We start from the raw sequence: 5364 nt of genomic DNA on the forward strand, positions 1-5364 counted from the left end.
TTCCGGCGCATTCAGCAGGGTCTGGTGATAAAAGGCGATCACCCGCTGCAACAGCGCCTGCCGCCCGATCCCCTCCTCCACTGACGACACCGCCGCCAGCGGCTCCACTGCCGGATTGTGCCCCAACACCGCGCGCAGGCGTTCCACGGCATGGCGCAGGCTTAACCCTTCGGTTTTCATCACCCAGTCCAGCACCGAGCCGCCCGCATCGCAGCCAAAGCAGTGATACAGGTTTTTCGACGGCGTGATGACCATCGAGGGCGTTTTTTCCTGATGGAACGGGCACAGCACGGTCATGTCCTTGCCGCGCTTAAAGAGCTGCCGGCCTTGTTGCTCAATGATGGCAACTAAAGAGACAGCGGTTTTCAGGTGCTGTAATTCTGCTTCCGGGATGCGAGCCATAAAAAGTTCCTCCAAAACATGTCAAGACCCCTTTAATGTTTTTTCATTGTACCTTATAATGAACTCATGGCAACCACTTTAAGATACCGTGGGGTACATTATGGGAACTGTTTTCTTATGGCTTAATCCTATGCAGTTTCCAACCCGATTGATTCAGTTCCGCAAGGCACAGAACTTTACACAGCAGGAGCTTGCTGACGCTGCACAAGTTCACGTTAACCAGATAAAACGCTACGAAGCTGGAAGTGCCCAGCCCACTCTTGAAGCGTTTGTCAGGATTGCGAAAGCGTTGCATGTCAGCCTTGATACGCTGGTTTTCAGCGAAGAGGAGCGCAAGCCCGCTGATGATTTGAGCCTGCATTTTGAAGCTATCAGCCAGTTTGAGGCGGATGAAAAAGCTGTTGCCAAAGCCGTACTTGAGGGATTAATTCTCAAGCACCAGTCGGATAGATTCCGGCGACAGCAGTAAAGAATACGGCTCCGACGCGCTTGCAACACGCCGGAGCCGCTAACCATAACCAACTATTGGAGGTAGTTAATCATGGCTAAAGCGCATTCTAGGCAAAACCGTGCCGTAAATAAAGCGGCAAAAACAGAACGTTATTACACCGTGGGATACGTGCCGCAAAATGGCAGGCCGAACCCCCGACCCGCGATAAATTTAACGGGAAGATGGCTTAAGGCGGCGGGGTTTGAGATTGGCGGCACACTCACCGTCAAGATTATGGCGGGTTGTTTAGTGCTTATTCCTGACAGTGACGACACCCGCACCATGAAGCAACAGTACCAGCGCCAGCAAGACCAGCTTAGTGAGATTAAGCTCAAGATGCGGGAACTGCTTGGCGACTACACAAGCCGCTAAGGGCAGGGAGTGAGCAGCTCTTAAAAAAGAAAAAAGCCGGAAGATCACGGGGATCTTTCCGGCTGTTTGATCATAGATCTTTAACTTAAACAATGAGCTATGAGTTTATATATTTGTCTATCTCTTTTTCACATGCATACATTAGGTTAAGCACAGGATTGTCGTAATCACTATAGATTTCTAGATACCCTCTAGTCATATTTTTCACAATATTAGCTTTTAGCTCTCCTAACTCTAAAGATAAAAGCGTTTTTTTATAAAGAATTATAATTGAGTCCAGATTGTTCTCCTGCCTAGATTTTTTTAGTTCTTCCAAATCAAAAATTACATTTTCGATTAAATTTATTAATTCTTTTTTATTCATATTGTTATCTCTATTTTGATGGAATGCTTCTTGTATTTTTTATCCAAGATGGATCCCAATCTCTGGGCAGAAGAATTTGTGTTGCTTCTCCCTTAAGAACTGCTCCAGATTTCATTGTTTGCGGTGCAACTTGGCCCACATGGAGTGTTGTTCCTTTTGGAACCAATATTTGGGCTTCAAATTGTCGGGTATTCTTCCATTCGGGCAAAAGAGCCGCATCGATTTTAGCTTGTATACGGTTAGGAGCAGGAAGATCTGATACGAATGAGCCACCCGGTTTAGCATTACCACCGTAAACACGATATACATATGTATCTTGAGTTGTGACGACAGTTTTATATTTCCCGTCTTTAAAAGAATCAACTATCCACTGATCTAATGCGGCTTTTTCAATCTCCTTATAAGATTGATTTGAAAACAATTTATCGCAGTCTTTACCCGCTAACCCGAACGGATCTACCCATCCCGTGGGATTATGCACGTAAGAGTACGGATTAAATCCCCCCATCAGCCCGATGGGGTCTTAGGGCAGGTTCCGGTGCGGTCGTACTTTTTTAAGCGATTTTTTCCTTCACTATCAGCTTGTTAAAGATCCGTTTTTACCTGTTTAGCCCACATCCGCGAACCTAAAACGCCGATATGCACTTTTGGCCTGTTTTGCCATGTTTCCCTGATGTACTTTTACCCTGCTTTTGCCACGAGCCGTTATGCAGTATAGCGCCCCTTTTTTCTGATTATTGGCTGAACAGATTGATTTTGTGATGCTTTTCACTTTCGGCAACGGGCGAACGGCGACCAGCTTGCTGGACGCCGGGCGGCCGTTCTGCGGGTGCGGGCGGCATAGAGCCTGCAAGCGGCGCCCTGCGACGCTCTCAGGCACGACAGCTTAAGAAGAGGCACGGCTTTGAATGACCGCTTGATGCAAGGGAAGCCCCCTGCGGGGGCTGCACGGGGCGGCGATGGCGAGCACGGGAACGAGCAAGGTAGCGCAGCGACTGCGAGCCGGGCGCAGCCAGTGCAGCGGGGTTGGGGCGGGGGAGGTAAACGCGGAGGCCGCAGGCCGACCTGCCTACAGCGTTGTTGGCCTGAGCCATGCAAGGCAGCTGAAGAAGACGTGATTTTGCCGGAACGTGGCACGGTGCTTAAGATTGGCGCTGAGTTTGCCAAGCGGGTGCGCCGGTGCTGACAGCAGAAGGCGCAGCCTTGTGCGGTGCACCCAGCGATGCCGATAAGCGGGGGCGCAGACATAATGTAAATTATACGCTGCGAACCGCTCACCGATGCCGTTGACTGGCTGCGAGGCCGCCCGGTGAGTGGCGTATAATTCCCCGGCATTATGTTAAATGGGCTTTGGGCGGCCAGCACAGACTGATTGGGGACGCCGTGGCCGCCGCCGCCCATTGCCCATTTACCCCCGCAAGCACCGAGGCCTCCGGGCAGTCCGGCCACGGTCTGCCCCCACGCCGATCCCAGCGAACTCAACGGGGACGGCCGGATTGTCCGGTGTTCTGTGGCGTCGGTTTGACGTCCGGCTCACTGCTGGCACGGGCTGAGCGGCTCTCTGGCGTCCGCTCTGCTGGGTGGGTCTGCTTATGCACTTCTTTTAAGTGTCCGACGGCAACATGGGTATAAATTTGCGTCGATTCCAGACTGGCATGACCCAGTATCGCCTGAATGTGCCGTGTATCCGCCCCATTTTCCAGCATCTGGGTCGCCATGCCATGCCGGAACAGGTGACAGGCGCCCGGTTTATCGATCCCGGCACGATGCAGCGCATTGCGCACTATCTGGGTCAGGGTGCCATCGGCCAGCGCATTCCCCTGTTGTGACACAAACAGATACCCCGGATCTTTTTCCCAGACCAGACGCGGGCGCACCTCATTCAGGTAACGTTGCAGCCAGTGGCGCGCCGACTCGCCGAACGGAACAACCCGGTCTTTGTGTCCCTTGCCCTGCCGGACAAACAGCGCCCCGGCGGCAAAGTCGATATCACTGACCTGTAACCGCTGGACTTCTGAACGCCGGAGGCCTGTACTCCATAACGTTTCCATCATGACGCGATCCCGTACCCTCAGCGGGTGATTGTCCCCGGTCAGGGCTAAAACCTGCCGGGTTTCCTGCTCATTCAGCATGCCCCACGGCAGACGCCGCTCCTGCCGCGGCAACTCCAGCCCCTGCGCCGGGTTGTACAGCAGGTGCTGCCGCTTCGCCAGCCAGCTGAACAGATTACGCAGATGGGTCAGCTTTTTCGCGATGGTGCTGCCCGTGAGGGGCTGACCCCGCCAGTTCTTCCGGGCTGACAGTCCCCGCTGCCAGCTTTCCAGCTGGGGAAAGCTCACCTGTTGTGCCCGGGTTATCCCCCGTTCGTCACACCAGCGCGCGAACTGCATCAGATCGCTTCTGCAGTGCTGCCGGGTTTGCCGTGTGTAGCGCAGGGCGTCGAGGTATTCTAGGTAGTCCTCGATATGTTGTCTGAGTGTTGTCGATGCCATGAGAAGCTCCTTTCTGTCTGTGCAAGAATACGGTTACGATGGGTTAAATGAAGGTGCCGGGAACCGTGTTTTTTACGCTAACCCGACCGCTTTGCTTTGACGTCTTGCGGTGTCTGTCTTTGCGAGGATGTTGCTATGCCGACCGCCTGCCGACTGAACCCCGACTCGCGGGCGACTGCTTATCCATTTACCCCGACCGGAGTAAGTCATACCTGTCCTGTCACGGTACGATAAGGCCGCACAGGTGCGCGGTGTTGCTGTCGTCACCGTCAAACAGCAGTTCATAGGCGAACGTCAGCCCGCGCTTGTGCAGCAGCAGGTATTCCATTTCGACCAGCCGCGAGAGATGGAGCTTGAGCTGGGTATCGCCCCACTGCACCGCATCACGCAACTGTTTGCGGGTAAAAATCCTCTCATGGCGAGCCTGACCGCTGTCCCGTATCCAGTCCTGTATCAACAGCAACAGCTTGCGCGTCTGTGGCGGCATTTCGTCCAGCGTCCGGCCTAAGATGTCATGCGCCAGCTGATTGGCCAGCCGGATATCGTCCTTTGTGACTTCGATATATTCCAGTGTCTTGCCGCGATGCGCTGCCGTCTTGATTTCCCGCTGGTATTGGTGCAGCAGGGCGATGCTCTGAATGAGGGTCAGGTATTTCATATGGTCACGGCGCGTGCGGGTTTTGTCTGACAGGAACGTCAACTGGCTGGCATAGGGATTGACCACATTCAAGGGCTTAAGCAGCCGCTGGGCGTTCTGGTGCAACGTGGTGAGATAGCCCCGCTCATTTTCAGCCAGCAGGCCTTCGAGGGTTTGCTTCTGGCGCTGCAATGCATGGATGGCTTCGGTCTGCTCGCGGGATTCGTTCACCGTCAGCACCAGACAGCGGTTGAGCAGTTCTTCATCCACATCAATGGCCGTCGTGGTTAACATCAGCATCACCGGGCCTTTGACGGTATAGCTTTTGGTGACCAGGTTGCCGGTGGCTTCGTCCTTGCCCGTGCTCGCCATCGTTAACTCGCCGTCCGATTGCAACAGCTTGAGTGCGTAAGCCGCCTGCCGCACGCCTTCTTCTTCCGCGATGGCTAATATTTTGTGCTGCAGGTTGGTTTCACCGAGATAAAACAGGCTCTGGCCGGTCATGGCACTGTACTGGATGCGCTCTTCTGCCGGTATCAGGTTCAGCACCGCCTCCATTAAGCTGCTCTTGCCGGCGGCACTGCTGCTCTGGATCAGGACGGCTAAG

Annotated in this window: 9 protein-coding genes and 1 pseudogene; 3 read left to right on the forward strand and 7 right to left on the reverse strand. The window is 53.9% G+C overall.

Features of this window, described 5'->3' with window-relative positions; translation table 11 throughout:
* A partial coding sequence (locus Xind_RS19205; RefSeq protein ID WP_246432631.1) for a CHC2 zinc finger domain-containing protein occupies positions 1-402 on the reverse strand: 402 nt, incomplete at its 3' end.
* Positions 403-502: 100 nt separating this feature from the next.
* Here Xind_RS19205 and Xind_RS19210 point away from each other — a divergent pair.
* Both Xind_RS19210 and Xind_RS19215 read left to right on the forward strand, forming a co-directional pair.
* Positions 503-871 carry a helix-turn-helix domain-containing protein gene (locus tag Xind_RS19210; protein WP_244182545.1) on the forward strand — a complete coding sequence of 123 codons (369 nt, stop codon included), beginning with the start codon at positions 503-505 and terminating at the stop codon, positions 869-871.
* 72 nt (positions 872-943) lie between these two features.
* The gene (locus Xind_RS19215) at positions 944-1264 is read left to right on the forward strand and encodes a SymE family type I addiction module toxin (RefSeq protein ID WP_187650891.1); all 321 of its coding nucleotides are present in this window, start codon (positions 944-946) and stop codon (positions 1262-1264) included.
* 97 nt (positions 1265-1361) lie between these two features.
* Here the strand turns inward: Xind_RS19215 and Xind_RS19220 are convergent, their stop codons facing one another.
* From Xind_RS19220 to Xind_RS19230, 3 genes are all read right to left on the reverse strand, one after another.
* Positions 1362-1628 (reverse strand): hypothetical protein, encoded by a 267-nt coding sequence (locus tag Xind_RS19220; protein WP_187650892.1) that lies wholly within the window; start codon positions 1626-1628, stop codon positions 1362-1364.
* 10 nt (positions 1629-1638) lie between these two features.
* Entirely contained in the window at positions 1639-2109 is a 471-nt protein-coding gene (locus tag Xind_RS21930; RefSeq protein WP_246432632.1) for a hypothetical protein, read from the reverse strand.
* A gap of 126 nt (positions 2110-2235) precedes the next feature.
* Entirely contained in the window at positions 2236-2508 is a 273-nt protein-coding gene (locus tag Xind_RS19230; RefSeq protein WP_187650893.1) for a hypothetical protein, read from the reverse strand.
* 135 nt (positions 2509-2643) lie between these two features.
* On the opposite strand from Xind_RS19230, the gene Xind_RS19235 reads away from it, so the two are divergent.
* Positions 2644-2814 (forward strand): hypothetical protein, encoded by a 171-nt coding sequence (locus Xind_RS19235; protein ID WP_187650894.1) that lies wholly within the window; start codon positions 2644-2646, stop codon positions 2812-2814.
* A 292-nt stretch (positions 2815-3106) separates the two neighbouring features.
* Here Xind_RS19235 and xerC read toward each other — a convergent pair whose 3' ends face one another.
* The 3 genes and pseudogenes from xerC to Xind_RS19250 all read right to left on the reverse strand — a co-directional run.
* Positions 3107-4120, reverse strand: coding sequence for a site-specific tyrosine recombinase XerC (xerC, locus tag Xind_RS19240; RefSeq protein ID WP_187650895.1), 1014 nt, complete (start codon positions 4118-4120; stop codon positions 3107-3109).
* Between the two features lie 72 nt (positions 4121-4192).
* Positions 4193-4330, reverse strand: coding sequence for a hypothetical protein (locus Xind_RS19245; protein ID WP_187650896.1), 138 nt, complete (start codon positions 4328-4330; stop codon positions 4193-4195).
* Between the two features lie 10 nt (positions 4331-4340).
* Positions 4341-5364, reverse strand: a pseudogene (locus Xind_RS19250) (DNA primase); the annotation flags it as partial.

It is taken from the genome of Xenorhabdus indica (genome assembly GCF_014467235.1).
Lineage (GTDB): Bacteria > Pseudomonadota > Gammaproteobacteria > Enterobacterales > Enterobacteriaceae > Xenorhabdus > Xenorhabdus indica.

Coding starts and splice junctions, on each gene's coding strand:
- Xind_RS19210 (WP_244182545.1), top strand. CDS start 503: ATGGGAACTGTTTTCTTATGGCTTAATCCTATGCAGTTTCCAACCCGA.
- Xind_RS19215 (WP_187650891.1), top strand. CDS start 944: ATGGCTAAAGCGCATTCTAGGCAAAACCGTGCCGTAAATAAAGCGGCA.
- xerC (WP_187650895.1), bottom strand. CDS start 4,120: ATGGCATCGACAACACTCAGACAACATATCGAGGACTACCTAGAATAC.
- Xind_RS19220 (WP_187650892.1), bottom strand. CDS start 1,628: ATGAATAAAAAAGAATTAATAAATTTAATCGAAAATGTAATTTTTGAT.
- Xind_RS19245 (WP_187650896.1), bottom strand. CDS start 4,330: ATGACTTACTCCGGTCGGGGTAAATGGATAAGCAGTCGCCCGCGAGTC.